The sequence below is a fragment of the Stenotrophomonas hibiscicola ATCC 19867 genome (genome assembly GCF_000382065.1).
GTDB classification, from domain to species: domain Bacteria; phylum Pseudomonadota; class Gammaproteobacteria; order Xanthomonadales; family Xanthomonadaceae; genus Stenotrophomonas; species Stenotrophomonas hibiscicola.
Genome location: NZ_KB907505.1, coordinates 37,970 through 61,226, shown reverse-complemented (window position 1 = coordinate 61,226; position 23,257 = coordinate 37,970). Strand labels below are relative to the sequence as shown.

24 protein-coding genes are annotated in these 23,257 nt (G+C 67.0%); 16 read left to right on the top strand and 8 right to left on the bottom strand.

Annotation, left to right across the window (positions count from 1 at the left end; all coding sequences use genetic code 11):
* Positions 1-155 precede the first annotated feature (155 nt).
* Complete coding sequence (locus G370_RS0119145) at positions 156-3,074, top strand: TonB-dependent receptor (protein WP_019662028.1); 2,919 nt, start codon at positions 156-158, stop codon at positions 3,072-3,074.
* A 108-nt stretch (positions 3,075-3,182) separates the two neighbouring features.
* Here the strand turns inward: G370_RS0119145 and G370_RS0119140 are convergent, their stop codons facing one another.
* Positions 3,183-3,440, bottom strand: coding sequence for a DUF2789 domain-containing protein (locus tag G370_RS0119140; protein WP_006390068.1), 258 nt, complete (start codon positions 3,438-3,440; stop codon positions 3,183-3,185).
* 106 nt (positions 3,441-3,546) lie between these two features.
* Between G370_RS0119140 and G370_RS0119135 the strand changes: the two genes are divergently transcribed.
* From G370_RS0119135 to G370_RS0119110, 6 genes are all read left to right on the top strand, one after another.
* Positions 3,547-4,134, top strand: coding sequence for a biliverdin-producing heme oxygenase (locus tag G370_RS0119135; protein ID WP_019662027.1), 588 nt, complete (start codon positions 3,547-3,549; stop codon positions 4,132-4,134).
* Between the two features lie 31 nt (positions 4,135-4,165).
* The gene (locus tag G370_RS0119130; protein ID WP_019662026.1) at positions 4,166-4,633 is read left to right on the top strand and encodes a YbaN family protein; all 468 of its coding nucleotides are present in this window, start codon (positions 4,166-4,168) and stop codon (positions 4,631-4,633) included.
* Complete coding sequence (exbB, locus tag G370_RS0119125) at positions 4,620-5,348, top strand: tonB-system energizer ExbB (protein WP_026347268.1); 729 nt, start codon at positions 4,620-4,622, stop codon at positions 5,346-5,348. Before G370_RS0119130 ends, exbB begins: the two co-directional genes overlap by 14 nt.
* A 9-nt stretch (positions 5,349-5,357) precedes the next feature.
* Positions 5,358-5,783, top strand: a complete 426-nt coding sequence (gene exbD, locus G370_RS0119120; RefSeq protein ID WP_019662024.1) for a TonB system transport protein ExbD — start codon at positions 5,358-5,360, stop codon at positions 5,781-5,783.
* On the top strand, positions 5,780-6,499 hold the full coding sequence (locus tag G370_RS0119115; RefSeq protein ID WP_019662023.1) for an energy transducer TonB: 720 nt from the start codon (positions 5,780-5,782) through the stop codon (positions 6,497-6,499). Before exbD ends, G370_RS0119115 begins: the two co-directional genes overlap by 4 nt.
* Positions 6,500-6,616: 117 nt before the next feature.
* Positions 6,617-6,922 (top strand): hypothetical protein, encoded by a 306-nt coding sequence (locus G370_RS0119110; RefSeq protein WP_032955541.1) that lies wholly within the window; start codon positions 6,617-6,619, stop codon positions 6,920-6,922.
* Between the two features lie 43 nt (positions 6,923-6,965).
* On the opposite strand, the gene G370_RS0119105 is transcribed toward G370_RS0119110, so the two are convergent.
* Positions 6,966-8,993: a sodium-translocating pyrophosphatase gene (locus G370_RS0119105; RefSeq protein WP_019662021.1), complete on the bottom strand. Its 2,028-nt coding sequence runs from the start codon at positions 8,991-8,993 to the stop codon at positions 6,966-6,968.
* A 360-nt stretch (positions 8,994-9,353) separates the two neighbouring features.
* Between G370_RS0119105 and G370_RS0119100 the strand changes: the two genes are divergently transcribed.
* Positions 9,354-9,857 (top strand): hypothetical protein, encoded by a 504-nt coding sequence (locus tag G370_RS0119100; protein ID WP_019662020.1) that lies wholly within the window; start codon positions 9,354-9,356, stop codon positions 9,855-9,857.
* Between the two features lie 74 nt (positions 9,858-9,931).
* Here G370_RS0119100 and G370_RS0119095 read toward each other — a convergent pair whose 3' ends face one another.
* The 3 genes from G370_RS0119095 to G370_RS0119085 all read right to left on the bottom strand — a co-directional run bounded on the left by G370_RS0119095 (position 9,932) and on the right by G370_RS0119085 (position 12,661).
* Entirely contained in the window at positions 9,932-10,324 is a 393-nt protein-coding gene (locus G370_RS0119095; protein ID WP_019662019.1) for a DUF488 domain-containing protein, read from the bottom strand.
* A 121-nt stretch (positions 10,325-10,445) separates the two neighbouring features.
* Entirely contained in the window at positions 10,446-11,240 is a 795-nt protein-coding gene (locus tag G370_RS0119090) for a hypothetical protein (RefSeq protein WP_019662018.1), read from the bottom strand.
* Between the two features lie 164 nt (positions 11,241-11,404).
* Positions 11,405-12,661, bottom strand: a complete 1,257-nt coding sequence (locus G370_RS0119085) for a 6-phosphofructokinase (RefSeq protein ID WP_019662017.1) — start codon at positions 12,659-12,661, stop codon at positions 11,405-11,407.
* Positions 12,662-12,797: 136 nt separating this feature from the next.
* On the opposite strand from G370_RS0119085, the gene G370_RS0119080 reads away from it, so the two are divergent.
* The 3 genes from G370_RS0119080 (at position 12,798) to G370_RS0119070 (ending at position 15,632) form a co-directional block, all read left to right on the top strand.
* Positions 12,798-13,361 carry an adenylate kinase gene (locus tag G370_RS0119080; RefSeq protein ID WP_019662016.1) on the top strand — a complete coding sequence of 188 codons (564 nt, stop codon included), beginning with the start codon at positions 12,798-12,800 and terminating at the stop codon, positions 13,359-13,361.
* Positions 13,362-13,692: 331 nt separating this feature from the next.
* Positions 13,693-15,057 (top strand): UDP-N-acetylmuramate:L-alanyl-gamma-D-glutamyl-meso-diaminopimelate ligase, encoded by a 1,365-nt coding sequence (gene mpl, locus G370_RS0119075; protein ID WP_019662015.1) that lies wholly within the window; start codon positions 13,693-13,695, stop codon positions 15,055-15,057.
* A complete protein-coding gene (locus G370_RS0119070; protein WP_019662014.1) occupies positions 15,054-15,632 on the top strand; it encodes an LON peptidase substrate-binding domain-containing protein in 579 nt (192 codons plus the stop codon). Before mpl ends, G370_RS0119070 begins: the two co-directional genes overlap by 4 nt.
* Before the next feature lie 175 nt (positions 15,633-15,807).
* On the opposite strand, the gene G370_RS0119065 is transcribed toward G370_RS0119070, so the two are convergent.
* Positions 15,808-17,805, bottom strand: a complete 1,998-nt coding sequence (locus tag G370_RS0119065) for a bifunctional DedA family/phosphatase PAP2 family protein (RefSeq protein ID WP_019662013.1) — start codon at positions 17,803-17,805, stop codon at positions 15,808-15,810.
* 85 nt (positions 17,806-17,890) lie between these two features.
* On the opposite strand from G370_RS0119065, the gene G370_RS0119060 reads away from it, so the two are divergent.
* From G370_RS0119060 to G370_RS0119050, 3 genes are all read left to right on the top strand, one after another.
* On the top strand, positions 17,891-18,553 hold the full coding sequence (locus G370_RS0119060; RefSeq protein WP_019662012.1) for a serine/threonine-protein kinase: 663 nt from the start codon (positions 17,891-17,893) through the stop codon (positions 18,551-18,553).
* A complete protein-coding gene (locus tag G370_RS0119055; RefSeq protein ID WP_019662011.1) occupies positions 18,550-19,056 on the top strand; it encodes a DUF2867 domain-containing protein in 507 nt (168 codons plus the stop codon). The genes G370_RS0119060 and G370_RS0119055 overlap by 4 nt, the downstream gene beginning before the upstream one ends.
* A 157-nt stretch (positions 19,057-19,213) precedes the next feature.
* Positions 19,214-19,576, top strand: coding sequence for a DUF4288 domain-containing protein (locus G370_RS0119050; protein WP_019662010.1), 363 nt, complete (start codon positions 19,214-19,216; stop codon positions 19,574-19,576).
* A gap of 74 nt (positions 19,577-19,650) precedes the next feature.
* Here G370_RS0119050 and G370_RS0119045 read toward each other — a convergent pair whose 3' ends face one another.
* The gene (locus tag G370_RS0119045; protein WP_019338777.1) at positions 19,651-20,334 is read right to left on the bottom strand and encodes a hypothetical protein; all 684 of its coding nucleotides are present in this window, start codon (positions 20,332-20,334) and stop codon (positions 19,651-19,653) included.
* Between the two features lie 108 nt (positions 20,335-20,442).
* On the opposite strand from G370_RS0119045, the gene G370_RS0119040 reads away from it, so the two are divergent.
* Together G370_RS0119040 and G370_RS0119035 are read left to right on the top strand one after the other, a co-directional pair.
* Positions 20,443-21,261 (top strand): SDR family oxidoreductase, encoded by an 819-nt coding sequence (locus G370_RS0119040; RefSeq protein ID WP_019662009.1) that lies wholly within the window; start codon positions 20,443-20,445, stop codon positions 21,259-21,261.
* 83 nt (positions 21,262-21,344) lie between these two features.
* On the top strand, positions 21,345-22,301 hold the full coding sequence (locus G370_RS0119035) for a DUF3829 domain-containing protein (RefSeq protein ID WP_026347267.1): 957 nt from the start codon (positions 21,345-21,347) through the stop codon (positions 22,299-22,301).
* Between the two features lie 44 nt (positions 22,302-22,345).
* On the opposite strand, the gene G370_RS0119030 is transcribed toward G370_RS0119035, so the two are convergent.
* On the bottom strand, positions 22,346-23,218 hold the full coding sequence (locus G370_RS0119030) for an ion transporter (RefSeq protein WP_019662007.1): 873 nt from the start codon (positions 23,216-23,218) through the stop codon (positions 22,346-22,348).
* Positions 23,219-23,257: the final 39 nt, after the last annotated feature.

Here is a 23,257-nt window from a genome sequence, read left to right as displayed (position 1 = left end):
TCGGCACCTGCTTCGACTGCAAATCCCCTTGGGGTTGCCACGCTTTCATCCGTCTTACTCCGCGAACGTACCCGCCGCCGCCACGTACGTCGCCGTGTCCGCCTGTGTTGCGGATGACGCCGCGCCTGCGGCACCGATTACCTGACAGGTTCCCCATGTTCGACTCCCACCGCCCGGGCCGCGCGCTGCGCCCGTCCCGCCTGTGCATCGCCCTGCTGGCCGCCGGCCTGGCCAGCGCCGCACCGTCCGTGCTGGCACAGAGCGCCACCGGCAACCACGCTGCCGTGCAGCGCTTCGACATTCCAGCGCAGCCGCTGGAAGAAGCGCTGCGCAGCTATATGCGCCAGTCCGGCGTGCAGGTCGTGTATCCGGCCACCCTGGCCCAGGGCGTAACCTCGCGTGCGGTCAAGGGCAGCCTGCCGGCCAACGAGGCGCTGCAGCAGCTGTTGCAGGGCAGTGGCCTGGCGGTGCGCCGGGTCAGCGCAGATGCAGTCACTCTGGAAGCGGCGATGCCGGTGCAGGCCGACAGCGGCGTGATCGTCACCGACACGCTCAGCGTGGCCGGCGACCGCGTCGACAGTGGCGCGGGCAGCGACGAGGCACGCCTGCTCGACAGCTATCGCGGCGTCGGTTCCATCACCACGCTCAACCGCACGCACTTGGAGCGCTTCCGTGGCACCTCCAACGGCGACATCGTCAAGGGCGTGGCCGGTGTCACCGCCGGCGATCCGCGCGTTGGCAACGGCTTCGACGTCAACATCCGCGGCATCCAGGGCCAGGGCCGCGTGCCGGTGATCATCGACGGCGGCCAGTCCAGCATGGATACCTACCGTGGCTATGCCGGCCAATCGCAGCGCACCTACCTCGACCCGGACCTGATTTCCAGCCTGACCATCACCAAGGGCCCGAGCCTGCAGGCCAATGCCTCCGGTGGCATCGGCGGCGTGGTCGAGATGGAGACGCTGAAAATCGATGACGTGCTGCGCGAGGGGCGCGACTTCGGCGTACGCGTGCGTGGCGGCCTGGCCAACGCCAGCGCCAACAACCTGCCGTCCTACAGCGCCGCGCCACGTTCCGACCGCAGCGCCACCGGCAGCCAGTTCTTCAACGTCGCTGCAGCCGGTCACTGGGACCACTTCGATCTGGTTGCTGCCTACGCCTACCGCGACAATGGAAACTACTTCTCTGGCAAGCACGGCTACGACGACTTCCCGCAGACCCGGCGCACTCTGGCACCGCTGAACCCGCCGCGTACCGAGGTCTTCAATACCTCGTCGCGTTCGAAGTCGGCGCTGCTCAAGGGCACCTGGCGCATCGATGACGCGCAGACGCTGGAAGCCGGATACCGTCGCTACGAAGGCACCGCCGGCGAGATCATGGCGTCGCAGATCATCCGCGTCGACCGCGATCGCATTCCGCAGTGGGACCCGGGCCATGTCGACATGGACAGCTACACCCTGCGCTACCGCTTCAATCCGGACAGCGATCTGGTCGACCTGCGTGTCAACGCCACATACACCGATACCGACAGCGTGATGTACAACAGTCTGACCGGCATCACCCCGTGGTACTTCGACCGCCGCACCGAGTGGTATGACGCGCCCAGCTTCAGCGGCGACCCCGGCTACAAGGATGCCTACCGCAATCCGCTGCGACAGAAGCGCTTCGGCCTGGATGCCAGCAACACCTCGAAGTTCGATACCCGCGCCGGTGCGTTCACCCTCGACTACGGCCTGTCCTACAGCGACGAAGACATCGCGCCGGGCAGTTCGGGGCCGGTCATGCACGATGACCTGGTCAACAACCGTTTCCTGCGCAATGCCGAGCGCAAGGAATACAGTGCCGTGGCCTCGCTGAAGTGGCAGCCCGATGAGCACTGGGAACTGCTGGCCGGCGGCCGCTGGAACCTCGTGGACGTGCACGACCGCAACCGCCTGGCCACGCCCGATGCCTATGAGGTGCAGGGCCAGTACCGCTACACCGAACTGCTCAATGGCAACCCGGCGCTGCCGTCGTGGCGGGCCAAGCGCATCGCGCTGCTGAACTGGTATCCGGATGCCAACGGCAACTTCACCCAGGAATCGCTGCTGGCCTCACCGTACAAGAAGGGCACGGTGGCCGACATCGGTGGCTGGAACTTCTACGACGCCGGCAAGGCGCAGGACCTGGAAGTGCCGGTCAGCTGGACGTGGTCGCAGCCGATCCGCCGCCGTGACACTGCGTTCTCGCCGACCGCCAGCGTGGCCTACCGCTTCAGCGAAGACACCATGGTCTACGTGAAGTACGCCGAAGGCACCAAGCTGCCGAGCCTGTTCGAGACCACGCTGGGCCTGTTCACCGCCGCCAAGCCAGTGGGCGAGTTGAAGCCGGAGCGCGCGCGCAGCTGGGAAATCGGCGCCAGCACCATCCGCTACGACCTGTTCGCCGCCGGCGACCGCCTGGCGCTGAAGCTGGCGTACTTCGATACCCGCATCGACGACCTGATCACCCGTGACTACCGCACGCTGTCGGCGGGCCTGATCCGAAACGTCGACCAGTTCAAGGTCTCGGGCATGGAGTTCCAGTCCAGCTATGACAGCGGCAAGGTATTTGCCGATCTGTCCGCGCACTACTACTTCAAGGCCAAGACCTGCGCGCCGGACATCGCCGCCGAGCGCCGTGCCTACGGGGCGCAACGCAGGAACGGCGAGCTGGCCAACACGCCCGACTGCGTGGACGGCGGCTTCGAGGGCTCGTACACCAATACCCAGAACCCGCCGCGCTACATGGTCAACCTGACCCTGGGCTCGCGCCTGTTCGAGGAGCGCCTGACCTTCGGCACCCGCGTGGTCCACAACGCCGGCCCGATCAGCAAGCTGGACAAGGACTGGAACGTAGGCCTGTCGGCGATCCAGCAGCTGTACCGGCCAACCACGCTGGTGGACCTGTTCGCCAGCTGGAGCTTCAACGACCAGCTCTCGGTGGAAGCCGGCGTGGACAACCTGACCGATCGTTACTACCTGGACCCGCTGGCCCTGGGCGTGATGCCGGCCCCGGGCCGCACCGCGCGGCTGGCGTTGACCTGGAAGTACTGATCGGTCGCGTATGAGCGGTGGGGTCGGACCGCCCTCGGTGGGTGCGGACCTTGGTCCGCACCGCTTCCGCCGTGCAATCGCCAGCGCCCCGCCACGCCCGGCGTCTACTTACAGCCCGGTCGCGGCCTTCACCGCATCTTCGTGCAGCGACTCGTTCAGCTCGTCCACCACGGTGGTCCATGCCGCATCGGCCTGCAGCGACTCGGACAGGAACTGGCGCTGCGCATCGTTCCAGTACGGCGCCTCGACCACTTCCACATCGGTGGCCAGCTGGTGCTCGCGGATGAAGCGGGCGATGCCCTCGGCGCTGGCGTCCAGGCCCAGCTGCAGGAACAGGTTGGTCATGCGCGGTTCGGTGGTGATCATCGTCGGTTCCTGCGGTAAGAAGGGATGCGCCATTATCGGCGCACATAGCCTTGGGGAAAGCCCCGTGGCAAACGTCTACAGCAGGACGACCCCCTTGGCATCCCCCATGAACGCACACATCGCCCCTGAAGAAAGCCGCAGCCTGCGGCTCAAGGCCGCCACCCGCGACAGCCACGGTGCCCTGGACAAGCGCATCATGGCCGGCGACATCTTCGCCGACCGCAGCAATTTCGCCCGTTTCCTGCGCGTGCAGTATCGGTTCCACCGCAGCATCGATGCGCTGTATGCCAACCCTGCGCTGGACGCACTGCTGCCGGACCTGGGCGAGCGCCGCCGCCTGACCCAGGTCGCGCGCGACCTGCAGGACCTGGAGCAGACCCTGCCGGGGGCTGACATCGCGGCGTTGCCGTCCGATCTGGAACTGCCCGCCGCGTTGGGGTGGCTGTACGTGGCTGAAGGCTCCAACCTGGGCGGCACCATTCTGTACAAGATGGCCGCCAGGCTCGGCCTGGACCGTGATTTTGGCGCCCGCCACCTGGCCGCGCATCCGGATGGCGCGGCGCGCCACTGGCGTGAGTTCACCGCTGCGCTGGACGCGGTACCGCTGAGTGTCGAGCAGGAGCAGCAGGTGATCGATGCCGCCGACGCCGCGTTCCGCAGCGTGCACGGCCACGTCGAAGTGGAATTCGCCTGATGCGCGGCGCGCGCCCACAGGTGCAGCGCTGATGCGCTGGCTCTGGTTCGCGCTGGGCTGGCTGATGGTCGGGCTCGGGGTGATCGGCGCGTTGCTGCCGGTGATGCCGACCACCATCTTCCTGATCCTGGCCGTGGGCTGCTTCGCGCGCAGCTCGCCGAAGTTCGAGCAGTGCCTGTTGGCGCATCCGCGCTACGGCCCGTCGCTGCGGTTGTGGCGCGAGCAGGGCGCGGTATCGCGCAAGGGCAAGGCGTTTGCCAGTGCCGGCATGGCGCTGGGCTTTGCCCTGTTCTGCTGGGGCGCGCATCCGTCCTGGCGCCTGCTGTTGGGCGTGGGCCTGTTCTTCGCGGTCAGCGCCGGCTACGTGCTGAGCCGACCGGCCCCCCGGCTGGAGCCCCATCCGGTCGTGGAAGTGGACGACGCCAATGATCCGCGCGCGGCCCGTAGTCGCGCAGCGACCCCTGATGCTGATGGAAGCCGAGATGATGCTGCCTGCTGACCTGGCCCCCGTGGCCGCCCCCGCATTGACCCCGTGGGGCATGTACCTGGCCGCCGACGTGGTGGTGAAGGCCGTGATGATCGCGCTGGCACTGGCGTCGCTGTCCACCTGGACCGTGCTGTTGGCCAAGGGCTGGGAGCTGACCCGCCAGGCCCGGCAGCTGCGCGCGGCGCGCGCGCTGTTGCTGCAGTCGGCACAGCTGCCGCCGCAGAGCGGAGAGGCAAGTCTGCAGCAGGGCACCGCACTCGCCATGCTGGACGCCGCCCGCACCGAACTGCGCCTGTCGCAGGATCTGGATAGTCGCGACGGCATCAAGGAACGCATCGCCTCGCGCCTGGACCGCATCGAACTGGAGACCGCGCGCGTGCAGCGGCGCGGCATCGGTGTACTCGCCAGCATCGGCGCGGTGGCGCCCTTCGTCGGCCTGTTCGGCACGGTGTGGGGCATCATGAACAGTTTCATCGGCATCGCACACAGCAACACCACCCACCTGGCGGTGGTTGCGCCCGGCATCGCCGAGGCCTTGCTGGCGACCGCACTCGGCCTGGTCGCGGCGATTCCCGCGGTACTGGTCTACAACCATTTCAGCCGCGTGTTGGCCGGCCTGCGGGGCCTGCTCGGCGATCTGTCGGCGGCCGTGCAGCAGCTGGTTTCGCGCGATCTTGATCGTGCCGCGCCGCGTGCCGCAGCGGCACCGCTGCGCGCGGTGCACTGAGGCGCGACGATGGCGATCAGGACCGGGTCCGACCGCGACGACGCACCGGAAGAAGCACACGAGATCAACGTCACGCCCTTCATCGATGTGATGCTGGTGCTGCTGATCATCTTCATGGTAGCCGCACCGCTGGCCACCGTATCAGTGCCGGTGCAGCTGCCGGCCAGCAGCGCCAGTGCCACGCCGCCCGAACAGGCGCCGGTGTATGTGACCGTGCAGGCCGATCTGTCGCTGCGCGTGGGCGAGCAGGCGGTGGCGCGTGACGGGCTGGCCGCTGCATTGCAGGTAGCCACCCACGGTGACACCTCGCAACGCCTGTTCCTGCGTGCCGATACCCGCGTGCCTTACGGTGAACTGATGGCAACGCTGGATGCGCTGCGTGCGGCGGGCTACCTGAAGGTGGCACTGGTTGGACTGGAGCAGGGCGCGCGATGAGCGGACTGCGGCGCTGGGCGACCAGCCTGGCGATCGTGCTGCTGGTGCATGCGTTGCTGGTCAGCGTGGCCTGCTGGTGGGCGGCGCGCGCACCGGCGGTGGCCGCCGCAGCGCCGCCCGCTGCATTGATGCTGGAGCTGGCGCCGATGGCACAGGCGCCTCCGGTGCCGCCGCGCGAGGTTGCCACTGGGCCGCTGCAACAGCAACAGCAGCGACAGGCGCCGAAACCGGCCCTGCGTGAGCAACCCAAGGCACCGGTGCAGCCGCAGGGTGACCTGCCACCGCCGCGTACGCCGGAGCCGACGCCCTCGCCGGACACCGCCGAGGCCAATGTCGCGCAGACCAGCGCACCGCCGCAGGTGGCGGCCGACGCGGCCGCACGCTACACCGCACCGCAGACCACCGCCGGCGAGCGCAGTCGCGCCGAGGCCACCTGGGAGGGGCGCCTGCTCGGGCATCTGCAGAAGCACCGGCGCTATCCACGCCAGGCCGAGCGGCTGCGTCAGCAGGGCGTGGTCTACGTGCGTTTTGCCGTGGCCCGCGACGGTGTGGTTTCGGCGGTGGTGCTGGGCCGCAGCAGCGGCTTCGCGTTGCTCGACCAGGAGACGCTGGACACCGTGCAGCGGGCCAGCCCGGTCCCGGCGCCGCCGGCCGAGGTGCCTGGCGGCCCGGTGCAGGTGATGGTGCCGGTGTCATTCTTCCTGCGCGGGCGCTGACCGCCATCGGGGTCGGATCCCTTTCCGCAGGACAGGGCTCTGACCCGAGCCGGAGTTCAAGGCAGCGCGCAGGCGTTATGCTCGCGCACGACCGTCAATGGACGCGCGGAGGTTGGCATGACGACACGGACGTTACGGGTGCTGGCCTGGTGCAGCGTGTTGCTGGCTGCATGCCTGGCCGTGCTTTCGCTGGCACCGTTCACGCCGGCGATCATCTTCGCCTGGCCCTTGCTGGTGTTCGCCGCCTTCTGCATCTGGCGTGGCGCGTGGCTGCCCGGCGCACTGTGTGCGTGGCTGGCTTCGCTCGCTTTCATCGGCAGCCCGCTCAGCCTCTTCGATGGCTGGGACCGGCCGATCCACGCCTGCTGGATGATCGTCGTGGTGCTGCTTGTCATCCGATGGATGAGGCGGTCGCGGCCGTAGCGTCGAGCCTGCTCGACGCTACGGGTTCATGCATGGCGTGGATCTACAACAGAGGCACCAGCAGCAGCGCCACGATGTTGATGATCTTGATCAGCGGATTGATCGCCGGGCCAGCGGTGTCCTTGTACGGGTCACCGACGGTGTCGCCGGTCACGGCCGCCTTGTGTGCCTCGCTACCCTTGCCGCCGAAGTGGCCGTCCTCGATGTACTTCTTGGCGTTGTCCCAGGCGCCGCCGCCGGTGGTCATCGAGATGGCCACGAACAGGCCGGTTACGATCGTGCCGATGAGTAGACCGCCGAGTGCGCGCGGCCCCAGCAGCAGGCCGACCACCACCGGCACCACCACCGGCAGCAGCGAGGGCACGATCATTTCGCGGATCGCCGAGCGGGTCAGCATGTCCACCGCCTTGTCGTACTGCGGCTTGCCGGTGCCCTGCATGATGCCGGGGATCTCGCGGAACTGGCGCCGCACCTCTTCCACCACTGCCCCCGCCGCACGACCGACCGCTTCCATCGCCATCGCACCGAACAGGTAGGGAATCAGGCCCCCGATCAGCAGGCCGATGATCACCGTGTGGTCGCTGAGGTCGAAGCGGAATTCCTGGCCGGGGTTGGCGGCCTGCAGGTTGTGGGTGTAGTCGGCGAACAGCACCAGTGCGGCCAGTGCAGCCGAGCCGATCGCATAGCCCTTGGTCACTGCCTTGGTGGTATTGCCCACCGCATCCAGCGGATCGGTGATGTCGCGGATCTCCGAGGGCAGCTCGGCCATTTCGGCGATGCCGCCGGCGTTGTCGGTGATCGGTCCGTAGGCATCGAGCGCGACGATCATGCCAGCCATCGACAGCATCGCGGTGGCGGCGATGGCGATGCCATACAGGCCACCCAGCGCGAACGCACCCCAGATCGCAGCACACACCGCCACCACCGGCAGTGCAGTGGACTTCATCGAGATGCCGAGGCCGGCGATGATGTTGGTGCCGTGCCCGGTGGTCGAGGCCTGCGCCACGTGTTGCACCGGCTTGTACTGAGTGCCGGTGTAGTACTCGGTGATCCACACGATCAGCCCGGTCAGGACCAGGCCGATCAACGCGCAGCCGTACAGTGGCATCGGTCCATGTACGTTGTCACTCATCAGCCCGGTGGTGATCGGGTAGAACGCGATCGCGGCCAGCACGCCGGAGACGATCACGCCCTTGTACAGCGCGCCCATGATCGAGCCGCCAGGCTTCACCTTGACGAACAGCGCACCGATGATCGAGGCGATGATCGACACACCGCCCAGCACCAGCGGATACAGCACGGCATTGGCGCCCGCCTCGGCCAGCATCAGGCTGCCCAGCAGCATCGTTGCGATGACGGTGACCGCATAGGTCTCGAACAGGTCGGCGGCCATGCCGGCGCAGTCGCCGACGTTGTCACCGACGTTGTCGGCGATCACCGCCGGGTTGCGCGGGTCATCCTCGGGAATGCCGGCTTCCACCTTGCCGACCAGATCGGCGCCGACGTCGGCGCCCTTGGTGAAGATGCCACCGCCCAGACGCGCGAAGATCGAGATCAGCGACGAACCGAACGCCAGACCGACCAGCGCGTGCAGCGCCTGTTCCATCGGCAGGCCCATCCGCAGCAGCAGTGCGTAATAGCCGGCCACACCCAGCAGGCCCAGGCCGACCACCAGCATGCCGGTGATCGCACCGCCGCGGAAGGCGACGTCCATCGCCGCACTGATGCCATGGCGCGCAGCCTCCGCGGTGCGCACGTTGGCGCGCACCGACACGTTCATGCCGATGTAGCCGGCGGCGCCGGACAGCACCGCGCCGACCGCGAATCCAATCGCGGTATACCAGCTGAGGAACACGCCGACCAGCACGAACAGCACCACGCCGGCGATGCCGATGGTCAGGTACTGGCGGTTGAGGTAGGCACGCGCACCTTCCTGGATCGCGGTGGCGATCGCGACCATGCGCTCATTGCCGGTGGGTTGGCGCAGGATCCAGCGCGCCGAGACGATTCCGAACAGGATCGCGAGAATGGCGCAGCCCAGCGCCAATGAAAGCCCGTGACGTTCCAGCATTAGACCCCTCCGCAGAATGGATGTAGGCATCCAGTGGCGATGAACGGCACCACGAGGGGGACGACGGGCTGCAGCCTGGAACCAACCCGTACCGACCTTGGCGGTCGTCCGACGTATGGCGGTGTTCAGCATTCCCTGGTGCCCGCAGTATGCGTGCCGCCACTTGTAGAGTCGAGCCATGCTCGACTGGCCTCTACGAGCCGCACCTCGTGATCCTGTGGGCGCCCTCAAGACGGAACGCATCGCCATGCGCGCGGGCCCTGCCGCCGGGCCATGGGCACGATTCGAGAGCCATCAGGCCTTTGCGCCCCGTTAAGCCAGTCTCTGCAAGCCTGCGCACAGTCCCGTAGGAGATCCCACATGCGCCTGTCCCTGTTGATGCTTGCCGCCCTGGTCCCGGCCGTGCCGGCATTCGCCGCGGAAACCCCGGAGCTGCAGCGCGCCGTGGGCGCTCCCCAGGCAGTGGGCGCAGTGCACACCCTGCGGCAGATCCCCGAGGCCTGCGCGCGCCTGGAAGGTGCCTTCACCGGCCAGGCGGCCGAGCCGTATCGCTTTGCGCCGGTGCGGACCAGCGAACAGTGCCAGCCACGCGCGCGCTTCGTCGATTACACCAAGGCGCAGCCAAGTGCGGACAAGGGCTGGAAACTCAACGATGTGATCCGCGTGCCGAGCGCGGCGTGCCCGGCCCAACAGGCAGTGGTGCGGGTGTGGCGCCTGCCGTCGAGCAACAAGGTCGAGCTGGACGGCCAGGGCCAGTCGCGCATCTATCTGGAAGAGGCGAAGAAGCAGGCGGCTACCGGCCAGATTCCGCAGGTGACGATGTTTGCCGCGCAGTTGCAGATGGAAGGCAAGGCCTGTAATTGATACAGGTGGGTGCCGACCGTTGGTCGGCACCGATGCCGCATCCACGCATGGCGTGGATCTACTGCGGCGCGCCATCATTCTCCGGCCAGCTTCGCTCCCCGCGCTACCAGCAACTCGCGCAATGCCTTGCGGTGGCAGTGCGCCTCATCCTCGCAGTAGCACCCCACGCTGAGGTCGCTGTGCTGCGACATCGCAGCCAGCAGGTCCAGCGCGTGGGCCGCATCCGGGGACTTCATCTCAGCCTTGTAGTGGCGGAAGAACGCGTTCCAGTCGGCGGCCGTTTTCGCCTCGTGCGCCTGCTTCACCAGTGCCGCGCTGGGTGACAGGGTCGGGAACCAGACGTCGTACCAGTCCTGCCGGGCGAACTCGCTGCGCGGCACGCCGCGCGGCGGGCGCCGCACGGTACCGATACGCAGCCCCTCGCCGGGTTGGCGTGGCGTTCCCAGTCGAACAACACGCAAGGCCATGATGATCTCCAGGCGGGGCGTCCATCATCCTGCGATGCTCGTGCGCCAGGCGTGAACCGCTGTGGAAAGGAAAATGCCCGGGCGCCTGCGCACCCGGGCATTTTCCCCATGCCTGCAGCAATCAGTTGCCGCGGCAGTCCTTCAACCACAACACACGTCCCACCTGGTCATAGCTGTCGACCACGCCGGTCAGCGTCACTTTCTCGCGCGGGCGCAGGGCCAGCGCATACGCGGCCTGGTTGGCTGCGAACGAGCAGGAAATGGCCACGCGCTCAAAGTCGATGCTGCCATCGCTGGGCAGGTCGAAGCTGGTGTTGTAGGTGCCGCCACTGCGCAGCACGGTGGTGATGCGACCGGTGATGGCGTAGGTCTTGCCCTTGTAGCGCGGCTCGATCGCGGCCGGGTTGTCCTTGTTCTGGTTGCGCAGCTGGAAGCCAAAGCGGTCGGCGGCGATCGTTACCACCGACGCCTGCGGAGTGGCCTTGGCCGCCTGTTCGCCAGCCTTGCCCGGCTTGACCTGGTTGAGCAGCTTGCACATTTCTTCGCGCACGCCATCGGCCGAGGCAATGGCGCCCTTGTTGACCTTCACCACCATGCCGACGGTACCCTGGCCGCCTTCGGAGGTGGCACTGATGATCATCGGGATCGGCTTGTGGGCCAACGATTCCGGCTCTTCGATCAGCATCGAGCCGCCTTCCACGTCCTCGCTGAGGACGTCCATGTTGGCGTTCTTGGCGATCACCCGCATCTGGCCGATGGCACTGGCCACGGTCAGGTCCGGATGGGTGACCGATGAAGTGAAGGTCGTGCCGACGAAGGGGTTGCCCTTCTTCTGGAAGTTGCTTTCGCAGGTCGCAGCGAAGGCGGGTGCGGCGGCACCGCACAGCAGCGCGGCGATCAGGATCGGGTGCTTCATGGTTACAGTCCTTGTGAAATGGCAGCACAGGCCCGGGCCACGTGGCCGGGCAGCGTCGAATCTGGCTTGCGGCGGCCCCTTTGCCCCGGGCCGGAGCCCGATTGTGGGGCGCTTCGGTGGTCTCCGCAATGCGCCCTGTGCTCCGCACAGGGCGCAGGTGCACCTCAGCCTTCGAAGGCCGGCAGCTTCTGCTTCACCGCCACGTTCTTCAGGGTGACGTACTTCGGCAGGCCATCGGTGCCATACGGAAGCGGCGCTTCGCCCTTGATCAGCGGCGACAGGTAGGCGCGCGCCTTGGCGGTGATGCCGAAGCCGTCGCGGCGGATGAAGCCGGCGGGCATCTTCTTTTCATGGTTGGCAATCTTCGACAGCGGCGCCGCTTCGATCTTCCAGCGGTAGGGCGCGTCGCCGCTGCGCACGATCACCGGCATCACGCCGTTCTGGCCCTTGAGCGCCAGCTGCACCGCAGCCTTGCCAACCGCCTGCGCCTGCTCCCAGTCGGTCCTGCTGGCCAGATGGCGGGCCGAGCGCTGCAGGTAATCGGGCAGGGCCCAATGCACCTTCATGCCCAGCTGGTCCTTGACCCGGCCGGCCAGGTGCGCGGCCACGCCGCCCAGCTGCGCGTGCCCGAATGAATCCTTGCCGCCGCCGGCGTCGGCAACAAAGCGGCCATCGGCGGTGGCGATGCCTTCCGACGCCACCACCACGCAGTAGCCGACGCGCTCGACCACGGCCTTGACCTTGGCCAGGAACGCCGCCTCGTCATAGGCGCGTTCGGGCAGCAGGATGATGTGCGGCGCCTCGTCATCGCCGTTGCCGGCCAAGCCGGCGGCCGCGGCCAGCCAGCCGGCGTGGCGGCCCATGGCCTCGTAGATGAAAACGCGGGTGGAGGTCTCGGCCATCGCCGCCACGTCCAGCGCCGCTTCGCGCACCGAGACGGCGGTGTACTTGGCCGCCGAGCCGAAACCGGGGCAGGTGTCGGTCACTGCCAGGTCGTTGTCGATGGTCTTGGGCACGCCGATGCAGGTCAGGTCGTAGCCGGAGGCCTTGGCCAGCTGCGAAACCTTCAGCGCGGTGTCGGCCGAGTCGTTGCCACCGTTGTAGAGGAACCAGCGCACGTCATGCGCGCGCAGCACCTCCAGCAGCCGGTCGTAGCGGGCGCGGTCGGCGTCCAGCGATTTCAGCTTGACCCGGCACGAGCCGAAGGCGCCGCCCGGGGTATGGGCCAGCGAGCGGATCGCGGCCGCGCTCTCCCTGCTGGTGTCGATCAGTTCTTCGCGCAGGGCACCGAGGATGCCGTTGCGGGCGGCCAGGACCTTGATGCCCTTGGCCCGCGCCTGCTCGATCACCGCAGCCGCCGTGGCGTTGATGACCGCAGTAACACCGCCGGACTGGGCGTAGAGGAGGGTACCGTTGCGCATGCGTCTACCTGCTCGGGGGAAAGGACATTGCAGGGACATTACCCGGATGCGGTAAAGTGGCGCTATTGCGGTGCAGCGATACCGGCCCGTCCGGGACGCGAACCTTCTTTGTTTTCAACACGTTGGAGTCAGGTCAATGCGATTGGTTCTGTTGGGACCGCCCGGTTCGGGCAAGGGGACACAGGCGACGCGCCTGAAGGAAAAGCTGGGGATCGCCCACATTTCGACCGGTGACATGCTGCGCGCGGAAATCGCCGCGGGCACGGAACTGGGCAAGCAGGCCAAGACGGTGATGGATGCCGGCAACCTGGTGTCGGACGACATCCTGCTGGGCATGCTGGAGTCGCGCCTGACCCAGGCTGATGTCGCCAAGGGCTTCATCCTCGATGGCTACCCGCGCAACGTGGCCCAGGCCAATGCGATGGACGGCCTGCTGGCCAAGATCGGCCAGCCGCTGGACGCGGTGGTGCAGCTGGACGTGCCCACCGAACTGCTGGTGGACCGCATCGCCGGCCGCGCCAAGGAGCAGGGCCGCGCCGATGACAACCCGGAAGCGGTGCGCCAGCGCCTGCAGGTCTACAACGAGCAGACCGCCCCGGTGGTGGACTTCTACGCTGGCCGCGGCACCCTGGCCCGGGTTGACGGCGTCGGTGAGCTGGACGAGATCGAAGCCCGCATCCTGGCGGCGATCAACGCCTGACCCGGCGGGGCCGGCGTGCTGCCGGCCGCACGGGCGCAGAAAAAAACACAGGCCTGGTCCGTGAGGATCAGGCCTGTGTCGTTTGATAGGCGCCAGCAGAGGGCTTGCTCAGGGCCCCGCAGCATGAGCTCCCTTGGGGATGGCCTCTTGGGGAGTAGGACCGGTTCGGGTACTGCGGCTGGCAGTTCGAATTGTGTCCGGGTTCACAGAACATCGCTATCGGGATTTCCCTGACAGATGATTGGAGTTTCCTCACATCCTGTGTAGGACTTGTCTTACCCCGGATCGGACATTGGCCCTATACAGCCGTCATCGGTCACAATCCTCGGTCATGAGCAGCGTACATATCCTTGCAATCGCCGGCACCTTCATGGGCGGCGTGGCCGCCCTGGCGCGGGAACTGGGCCATACGGTCAGTGGCAGCGACCAGGCCATCTATCCGCCGATGTCGACCCAGCTCGAGCAGCTGGGTATCACCCTGGACCAGGGCTACCGCGCCGACAGCGTGCCACCGGGCACCGACGAGGTGGTGATCGGCAACGCACTCTCGCGCGGCAATGCCGCCGTTGAGGCCGTGCTCGACGCCGGCCAGCGCTACATTTCCGGTGCCCAGTGGCTGTCCGAACAGGTGCTGCCGGGCCGCGACACGCTGGCCGTGGCCGGTACCCATGGCAAGACCACCACCACCACCATCCTCACCTGGCTGCTGGAAAGCGCCGGTCGTTCTCCCGGTTTCCTGATCGGCGGCGTCGCCGAGGATTTCGGCGTCTCCGCCCGCCTGGGCCAGGGCCGCGAGTTCGTGGTCGAGGCCGACGAGTACGACACCGCCTTCTTCGACAAGCGCAGCAAGTTCGTGCACTACCGGCCGCTGGTGGCCATCCTCAACAACCTCGAATACGACCACGCCGACATCTTCCCGGACGTGGCCGCGATCCAGCGCCAGTTCCATCACCTGGTGCGCACGGTGCCGGCGCGTGGCCGGCTGATCGTCAACGGCGAGGACCCGCATCTGGCCGAAGTGCTGGCGATGGGCTGCTGGACCCCGGTTGAGCGCTTCGGCTTCGATCCATCGCTGGAGTGGCATGCGGAACTGCTGGCTGCCGATGGCAGCGCGTTCCGCGTGCACCACCGCGGGCAGGCACTGGGTGATGTGCAGTGGTCGTTGCTGGGCCGCCACAACGTGCTCAACGGCCTGGCGGCGCTGGCAGCCGCACATGCGGTGGGTGTTGCGCCGGCCGAGGTGATCCCGGCGCTGGCGCGCTTCCGCAGCGTCAAGCGCCGCATGGAAGTGATCGGCAGCCATGAGGGCATCACCGTCTACGACGATTTCGCCCACCACCCGACCGCAATCGCCACCACGCTGGAAGGGCTGCGCGCCAAGGTGGGCGATGCGCGCATCGTGGTCGCGATGGAGCCGCGCAGCAATTCGATGCGGCTGGGCGCACACGCGCAGGCGCTGGCCCCGTCGCTGGCGTTGGCTGACGAGGTGGTGTTCCTGCATCGCCCGGAACTGGCCTGGGATGCGGCCGCGGTGATCGCCGCGGTGCGCGGCGAAGCGCACGCGGTGCCCGATACCGACGCGCTGCTGGCGCAGCTGCAGGCCAGCGCGCGTAGCGGCGACCACGTGGTGTTCATGTCCAATGGGGGCTTCGACGGCGCACCGCGCCGCTTCCTTGCCGCGCTGCAGGCCCGATGAGCGTCGACGGTTCACTGCCGCTGTTTCCGCTGCACACCACGCTGGTACCGGGTGCGACGGTGGGCCTGCGCGTGTTCGAACGCCGTTACCTGGACCTGGTCCGCGACAGCGGCCGCAGTGGTGAGGGCTTCGGTGTCTGCCTGATCCTGGATGGCCAGGAAGTGGGAGCCCCGGCAACGCCGGCCGCCTACGGCGTGCAGGTGCGCATCGAAGACTTCGATGTTGGCGCCGACGGCGTGCTGCAGTTGCGCCTGCGCGGCACCCGCCGTTTCCATGTCGAGCGCACGCGCGTGCGTGACAACGGGCTGGTGGTAGCCGACGTGCGCTGGTGCGATGAAGACCCAGACGACGAACTGCGGCCGCAGCATGCCCTGCTGGCCACGGTGCTGGGGCACATCATCGAACAGGCCGGCGAGGCCTATGCACCGGCCAACCCGGCGTTGCTGGACCAGGCCAGCTGGGTCGGCTGGCGGCTGGCCGAGCTGCTGCCGCTGAGCGAGCAGCAGCGGTTGCAGCTGCTGCAGTTGGACGACCCGCACCAGCGTTTGCAGCAGTTGCTGGGCTGGATGCCGTAACAGCCTGCCCCGGGTGGTGTGCGCCCTGGTGCACACGCTGGGGTATGCGGGGAATGCCATCCACGCATGGCGTGGATCTACTGTAGAGCCGAGCCTATGCTCGGCTTGATGGTTCCCGCGAAGGCAGCCGAGCATGGGCTCGGCTCTACAGTGGGTGGCTGCGTGCCGGTGCCGGTCAGCGCGTGGTGGTCTTCAACCGCAGCACCGGCAACCCGGTTTCGCTGTGCACATCCTCGCGCTGCGGCAGGTCCTGCACGGCGTCCTTCACCGCGTTCAATGCCGGGTCGACGCCGCGCAGTGGATGCCACATGCCGATCCATTCGAAATGGCGCTGGTAGCGCAGGGTCTGCGCACTGCCCAGCCACAGTGGCGTATTGCCCGGCTGCAACTGTGCAGGGGCTGGCCACAGGCGCAGTACGTAGCGCTCATCGCGATGTGCACCCTGGCGCACCATCAACAGCGCTTCCACGCGGGTGTCCAGCGTCGCCGGCAGCACCGGCAGGTCATCGGCGCCGGTGTTCTTGTCCAGCATCAGCAGCGCCTGCTGCCAGCCAGCCTGCTCCTGTCGCTTCCAGCCGCGCGCTTCCAGTTGCGCCTGCAGCGGTGCCAACGGACCGGCCACCTGCACGTCCAGCGGCCAGCGCTGGTCGTCGTCGAACTCGTTGCGGCGCGCCGGCAGCGTGGCCCAGTCGTGCTGCCACCAGGCCTGCGTGTCCATTGCCTGCGGGGCCGGCAGGGTCGGCTCGAAGCGTTCCAGCTTCACCGGGATGTGGCGCGGCGCGTACCACATCGCCGCCACGGCGAACACGCCATAGAACAGCCATGCCACCGGTTTCACCCAGAACGAGCGGTTGAAGCGGCGGCGGTAGGCGATGCCCAGCACCAGCAGCCAGAACGTGCCGAACAGCATGCCGCCGATCACGTCGCTCAGCCAATGCGCACCCAGGTACAGGCGCGAGAAGCCGATCAGGCTGACCACGATGCCCGACACCAGGTACGGCCAGACGCGGGTACGGCCGGGCATCTCGCGGGCGATCAGCACCGCGAAGAAGCCGAAGGTGATAGTGGCCATCGTCACCGACACCGACGGGAAGCCGAAGCCGCTGCTGGCGTCGACCGGGCGCACCACATCGACGGTAGCGCCGAGCAGCATGGTCAGCGCCAGGCCGAACGCCAGCGCGGCCAGCCAGTGCGCGGCCGCCATCCAGCGCCGGCGCCAGACCAGGTAGCCCATCGCTGCAGCGGTGGCCGGCAGCAGAACCTGCCAGGCGCCCAGCGACGCCAGCGCGGCCATCGGGTAATCGGCCAGCGGGTTACGCAGCGCCAGCATGGCCTGGTGCACCAGCAGGTCGATCGCCAGCGGCTCGCCGTGCGCGACCACCACGGTCAACAATGCGAACCAGCCCCAGCCCAGTACCAGCAGCATCAACGCCAGCATCGCCAGCGGCACCGATTCACGGCGCTTGGGATCAAGCACGCCGACGGTATAGCGGCCCAGCGTGGGGTGGCGGTTGGACCAGTTCAGCAGGCGTGCCAACCAGTTGTCCATGCGCGCGGCCGACCAGCGGTAGCCGTACAGCACGATGGCCCAGACCAGGCCGAGGATCACCGCCAGCAGGCCGACCACCACCACCAGCCGACCGGCCACCGCGGCCACCGCGTCATAGGCCTCGCCAAGAATCCAGCCGGGGGCCAGGAACAGGACCGCCCATGAAATGCTGGCGATACCACTGGCCTGTACATAGCGGCTGGCTGGCATCTTCATCATGCCTGCGATGGCGGGCACGAATGGCCGGATCGCGCCGACGTAGCGTGCCACCAGAATGCTCTTGAACGCGTTGCGGCGGAACAGGTTTTCGCCGCGGTCGAGCAGCTGCGGGTAACGGCTGAACGGCCACACGCCGCGCAGGCGGTCGCCCCAGCGGCGGCCGATCCAGTAACTGATGCCATCGCCGGCAAACGCACCCAATGCCGCAGCCGCCACCGCGTACGGCCCGGAGATCTGGCCCAGGCCAATGAACACGCCCACCGCGAACAGCAGTGGCAGCGCCGGCACGATGGCGCCAAGAATGATCACCGCATCGCAGAAGGCGATGAGGAAGATAACGGCACCCGCCAGCACGGGGTGAGCGGCAATCCACGCAAGCGTGGCGTCGATCCATGAAGAGTCCATTGCCCGATTATAGGGGCGTGAAGGTGACTGGTTCCCAGCCGCTTGGTGACCGTTTGCAACCAGTGCCATCGCCTAGAATGGGCCCATGCCGCATACGCCCGACGCTCAACCGCATGCTTTGAAGGCCGACAGCTTCGGCCGGATCCTCCTTGTGAAAGGGCCCGATGGTCCCTTTGTGCGCCGTGATCTTGGCGCCACGCCGCTGTGGTTGCGGCTGCCTGCATGGTGGCTGGCCCGCCGCGAGGCCCGCGCGCTGCAGCACATTCACGGCATGGCCGATGTGCCGCAGCTGCTGGCCTGGAATGGCCATCACCTGGATCGCAGCTTCATGGCCGGCGACGCCATGTACCAGCGCCCACCGCGCGGCGACCTGGCCTGGTTCCGTTCCGCGCGCCGGCTGCTGCAGCAGCTGCATCGCAACGGCGTGGCCCACAACGATCTGGCCAAGGAGGCCAACTGGCTGGTCACTGAAGATGGACGGCCGGCGCTGATCGACTTCCAGCTGGCGGTGATCGGCAACCCGCGCTCGCGCTGGATGCGGCTGCTGGCGCGCGAGGACCTGCGCCACCTGCTCAAGCACAAGCGCATGTACTGCCGTGAATCGCTTACGCCGGTGGAGAAGCGGTTGCTCAAGCGCACCTCGTGGGTGCGCGAACTGTGGTTTGCTACCGGCAAGCCGGTCTACCGCTTCGTCACCCGCCGCATCCTGCATTGGGAAGACAACGAAGGGCAGGGGCCAAAGCCGTGAGCCGTGTGCAGGTGTTGACCAGCCCGCCGAGTGTGGGCAGCGTCTTGCACCCACAGCTGGCTGGCGCCGACTTCGTGCACACCTGCCAGGCGACGACCCGTCGCGATGGGCGCTCGGCCCTGCAGGCCTACCGCGACATGGCCGCGACCATTCCCGGCTGGTTCGATGGGCTGATGGCGCTGCGCAACCACGGCATGCGCCTGCTGGGCATGAAGCATCTGGGTTCGTTGCGTGCAGTGCAGGTTGTTGAAGATCCTCAACCCGGCCAGCGGCTCGGCATCTTCACCCTGCAGTCGATGGATGACGATGCCATCGTGCTGGAAGACGACGACCGCCATCTTCGCGTGCAGCTGGCGCTGCAGTCGCAGGGCGACGTGCTGGAAGTGGCGACCGTGGTGCATACGCATAACGCCTTCGGGCGCGCGTACATGCTGCCGGTTGCCCCGGTGCATCGATTGATCGTGCCGCATCTGTTGAAAAAGCAGGTGCAGTTGTACCGGTAGATCCACGCCATGCGTGGATGCGGTTTGTGATCCGCGGGCTGCTTAACGGCTAAACGGCTCATTGCCAAGTGCTGCATGAATGTGGATTCCGCTGGCAGCAGAAGGCTCGCGACATCCAAGCCAGGGACAACCCGCAAGGGAATCATTGAGGTGATGCATGTGGTACTGCGCACACGCCATTTTCTATTACGAGAGCAAAGGGCAGGAATCGTTCCTGGTGCATGAGAACGTGTACCTGATCAGTGCCGACAACGATGAACACGCTCTTGAGAATGCAGAAGCACTTGCTTCCGGGTATGAGGATCTGACCGGCCGCCTGGTGGGTGAAGACGGTAGGGCGTATCTTTATCGTTTCGCCGGAATCCGCAAGCTGATATCAGTGGCGATTGATCAGGACTCTGCCGAGGGGCGCCTGCACTCTGGCGTGGAGGTCACGTACTCTGTCATGGCGGTGGACACGTTGGATCAGGTGAAGCGGCTTGCCCGTGGTGATGGCGTGGCAGTGCTGTACCAGGAATAGAAATGTAGAGCCGAGCCATGCTCGGCTGCATTCAATGAGCCGAGCATGGCTCGGCTCTACAGAGGCCGGTGGCCTTACGGCGTTGCCGGTACCACCTGCTGGCCGATGAAGTTGCGCTTGGCGTCGAAGTCGTAGGCGATCTGCAACTGCCCGACATCCGGGCAGGCGTGGCAGTCGCGCAGCGGTGTGCGGTACAGCAGGCGGATGCCACCATTCTCCAACGGCGAGGCGCCGGCCGACTGCGCCGGTGCGAACGGCGTGGCTTGCGGGTTGGCCTTCAGCAGTTCCTGCACAGTGGGGTCGGCACGCAAGGTGTCGTCCAACTGCACGGCATCCACATCGATGCGCTTGCCGCTGGCATCGACCAGGCGGGTACCTTCATTGGTGTTGGCGCGGAACGGATACTCGACCGTGGCAATGCCCAGTCCTTCGTTCTCGTGCCACGCGGTCACATAGGCCAACTCACCGCCGGTGGACAACTGCTCGGCGGCGGTGATGGCCTCGGCACTGGCGCCACCGGCGCGCATCGCGTCGCGAAGGCAATCCCGGGTGGCCGCGTTCTCGCCCTGGCGGCAGGCGTTGAGGTCGCCATCCCAGACCACCGCCTCGCTCCAGCGCATCTTGCCGTCGGCGGCGGCCTTCTCCGCGCTGGGCGCGTCACCGGCGGGTGGCTCCTTGCCGGGTTCCGGCGAACGGCCCTGGCAGGCAGTCAGCAGGGCAAGCCCCAGGGCAGGCAGCAACAGGCGGGAACGGCGCATGGCGTGTACCTCGTGCGTTGTCTGGAGGCCCGAGTATCGTCAAGGGCGGGTGAACTCCGCGTCGGCGCGGCATACTAGCGGCTCATTGCATACGCTGGAGTGCGGAACGTGGGCAGTCTGCAGGGCAAAACGCTTTTCATCACCGGTGCCTCGCGTGGCATCGGCCTGGCCATCGCACTGCGCGCCGCGCGCGACGGGGCCAACGTGGCGATCGCGGCCAAGTCGTCGGTGCCGAATCCGAAGCTGCCGGGCACCATCCACACCGCCGCCGAAGCGGTGACGGCTGCAGGCGGGCAGGGCCTGGCGCTGAAGTGCGACATCCGGGAGGAAGAGCAGGTGCAGGCGGCGGTGGCGGCCACGGTCGACACCTTCGGTGGCATCGACATCCTGATCAACAACGCCAGCGCGATCTGGTTGCGCGGCACGCTGGATACGCCGATGAAGCGTTTCGACCTGATGCAGCAGGTCAATGCGCGCGGCAGTTTCCTGTGCGCGCAGGCCTGCCTGCCGTACCTGCTGCAGGCGCCGAACCCGCACATCCTGACCCTGGCGCCGCCGCCGAGCCTGGAGCCGAAGTGGTGGGGCGCACATACCGGCTACACGCTGGCGAAGATGGGCATGAGCTTCGTCACCCTGGGCCTGGCCGCGGAATTCGGCCCGCAGGGCGTGGCGGTGAATGCGCTGTGGCCGCGCACCGTCATCGCCACCGATGCGATCAACATGATTCCGGGCGTGGATGCGGCTGGCTGCCGCACGCCACAGATCATGGCCGATGCCGCACACGCGGTGCTGGTGCGCGAAGCGGCCGGCTTCCATGGCCAGTTCCTGATCGACGATGACGTGCTGGCACAGGCGGGTATCACCGATCTGTCCGGCTATGCGGTGGACCCGTCGCGCGCGCTGTTGCCGGATCTGTTCTTGGATTGAGCTGGTTCCTGAAACGGGGAAGCCCTCGTCAGGATAACGCTGGTGCCGTACTGTCCCTCCCCTGCACAACATGGATGTCCCGTATGAGTCATTCCGCCGCTTGTCGCCGTCTGCTGGTGTTTCCCGTCCTTTGTCTGCTGCTGTCGGCCTGCAGCGATGCGGGAGTCGGGTCTGGCTCTGGCTCTGGCTTGCGCGAACGCAAAGCCAGCGCCTATGCAAAGTGCCGAGATGCGATGGAACTGAGCGTTCGGGGGGGATTTGAACGATATACAAGCTGGATGAAGGACGCTGACGCGGGTCCGACGGGAACGGAGACAGCCCCGCGTGGACCGGGCTGGAGTGCCAATGACGTCGAGTACGACTGTGGCAACGCGGTGACGGAGGCATTGGAGCGGCAGCCCCCCGTCCCCTTCGACGCGGCAGCCCGGCAGTACCATCAGGCGCTGCTGGCCTTGCAGGCCGTCGCTGAGCCTGTTGATCGTTATTATCGTCGTGAGGAGTTCCGTCGTGACGGCGGCGCGGGCATGCGCCGCCAGCACGCTGCCCTGATGCAGGCTTACGCGAGGTACTTTGCAGCGAACGAAGTGCTGGATGCTGCCCTGCATCAGCACGACCTTGCCTACCGCGCTGAGTTGCTGGCGAGGATGGAGGGATATCAGGGAAGGTCCACGGACTATTACGCACTACGTTTCGTGGGTGAAGGCCGTGATCTGGTGCGCTCGCTGCGGGGGCCGACGCCAGACCTGGTAGCTGCACGCAACCAACTGCAGCAGTATCAGACCATGCTCCAGCAAGCGCAGAGCAGTGGCATCGGCAAAGATGTGGCGGCGTGGCGCCTGTTCGAGCTTTCCGCCGATACCTTGGTCAGTGAAGCTTGGCATCGTGTCGAGCGATTGGAAAAGGGCCAGCCGATTGTCGAGCAGGATCCGGCGGTGCTGTTGCCTGGTATGCGGCCCAGGGTGTATGCGTCCCCTGGCGCCCTGTCGCGACTGAACGATGCCTATGGTGACCTGGCTGCGGCAAGCGGCCGCCTTCCCTGATCCCATTGCCGAGACCATGGTCCACGCACCTGGCAATGCTGGCCTCAGCTGTTGAACGTTTCGGGAAGGATCCCGCCGCACTTGCGGCAGTGCCGCGCATCCGGTTCATGCCCCTCCAGCCCGCAATGCGGGCAGCCGCGGGCATCACGGCGCGCGGCCAGTTCGGCCTCGCGCATGGTGCTGGCCAGTTCGGCGGTGTAGATGCCGGTGGGCACGGCGATGATGCTGTAGCCGATCAGGATCAGCACCGAGGTGACGAAGCGGCCGAGCACGGTCTGCGGCACGATATCGCCGAAGCCGACCGTGGCCATGGTCACCACCGCCCAGTACATGCTGGCCGGGATGTTGGTGAAACCGTGGTCGGGGCCCTCGATCACGTACATCAGCGCACCGGCGATGATGGTGATGGTGATCACCGTGAAGAGGAACACCAGCACCTTGCGCCGGCTGCGCCACAGCGACGTCATCAGGACGCCGCTTTCCTCGATGTAGCGGGTCAGCTTCAGGATGCGGAACACCCGCAGGATGCGCAGCGCGCGCACCACCAGCAGGCTCTGCGCGCCGGGGATGAACATCGACAGGTAGGCGGGCAGGATCGACAGCAGGTCGATGATGCCCCAGATGCTCACTGCATACCGCAGCGGGCGCTTGACCACCGCCAGCCGCAGCAGGTACTCGGCGGTGAAGATGATCGTGAATCCCCATTCCAGGATGTACAGGCCGGTGGACCATTCGGCATGCAGGTGCTGCACGCTGTCGATCATCACCACCAGGATGCTGGCGACGATCGCCACCACCAGGATCAGGTCGAAATTGCGCGAAGGGCGGGTGTCATGGCGGTAGATGATGTCGAACCACCGACGGCGCCAGCCGGTCTCGGTGGCGGGGTTGAGCTGGGGGGCGGAAAACGGTCGCATGGGCGCATTGTGCCGCAGGGGTTCCGGCGCGAGAATGGG